1 protein-coding gene is annotated in these 1,370 nt (G+C 67.0%); it reads right to left on the bottom strand.

Going from position 1 to position 1,370, the window contains the following annotated elements; genetic code table 11:
• Positions 1 to 1,370, bottom strand: a 1,370-nt coding sequence (locus PM2_RS31075) for a T6SS effector BTH_I2691 family protein (protein ID WP_042132649.1), incomplete at both ends; no start/stop codon positions are given.

Consider the following 1,370-nt stretch of genomic DNA (forward strand, 5'->3'; position numbering starts at 1 on the left):
GAGGTCGGTGATGTCGGCCATGGCCGGGAAGCGACCGGCCAACCCTTCGATCACATTGTCGCTGGCGCCGAACAGGCTGCCGATCGAGTCGGCCTTGTCCTTGAACGGGTTGAACGGCGCCAGGGCGGTGTACAGCGGGCTGTCGTCCCGGTCCAGCCACTGTTCCAGGCGTTTGAAGCGCCGGTCCAGCGCTTCGGCGCCCGGCGTCGGTTGGCCCATCGGGTGGATCAGCAGCGCCAGGGAGATTTCCAGGCCACGGGCGGACACGATTTCGTCGCGGTCGTAGCAGGCCAGGGCGGCGGCCAGGCTGTAGGGGTTGTCGATATGCTCGGGCTCGGCCGTCGCCAGCCAGGCGTCATGGTCGTTGCTGGCGTGCAAGGCCTGGTTGCGCAGGGCGACCATCCGGCGTCCCAGCTCGTCGCGTTCGGCGAGGAAACGCCGGTATTTGTCCAGATCGAGGCGCTGTGCCAGGCGCGCGCCGTGGGGGGAGTAGTCCTTGTGGGTGAGGGCCTGGAAATGTGACTCGGCGGGCGACAGGGCGGAGCCCCGGCGCTCCGTGCCCAGCCGGAACGCGGCGAGTTCGGGCGAGGCAGCGTCGGCCGGGTACATACTCTCCAGCGTCTTGTTCAGCAGCATGGCCACTAGGTTGCGATGGTGAAAATCACGACTCTGCGTGCTCAGCTGTTCGGCATCCAGCTGGAAGCACGCCGGCACGCGTTCGTGCTCGGGCGGTTGGGCGGGTTTGGTGTGTTGCAGCTGCTCGGCGGGCATCAGGTCGCGCAGCTGGTGCTGGTAGGCCGACACCGACAGGCTCAGGTCCAGGGCTATGCCTTCGGCGTCAGCGAGGGCGACCACCACCGGCACTTTGGGTTGGGTCCAGGGATAGTGCCGGGCCACGGCGACGAGGTTGCCGATGGGCAAGGTGTCGGTGATCGGGTCGCTGCTCCAGCTCAACGGCATGCGCCGCTCGGTGGGCTTGAAGTCTTCGACCCAGGTTTGCAGCGCACTGACCGGCAAGACATGGGGCTGGGTCGAGGGCGCCCGGTTGCCGGCTATCAGTTCGGCCATGTCCAGCCGGCGCATGTGCCGTTTACGCAGGGCGGACGAGCCGGTGATGCGGGCGGTCATGGCGTTGGTCCACAGGTGCGGGCTGTAGCCGATCCACACCTCCTTGGCGGTATCGGGGCAGGTGTCGGCCCACACCCAGCCCATGGGGCGGCTGGAGAGGTAGCGGTCACGCCGGTGGTAGCCATCCAGCCCCTTGTAGAGCAGTTCCTTGTAGAGGCCCGCGCCGACGTACTCATGGATGACCAGCTTCTGGCCCAGAACGCCTTTCATGAACACGTAGACATAACCCGGGCGCAGTGCGC

This window comes from Pseudomonas monteilii NBRC 103158 = DSM 14164, assembly GCF_000730605.1.
Taxonomy (GTDB): domain Bacteria; phylum Pseudomonadota; class Gammaproteobacteria; order Pseudomonadales; family Pseudomonadaceae; genus Aquipseudomonas; species Aquipseudomonas monteilii.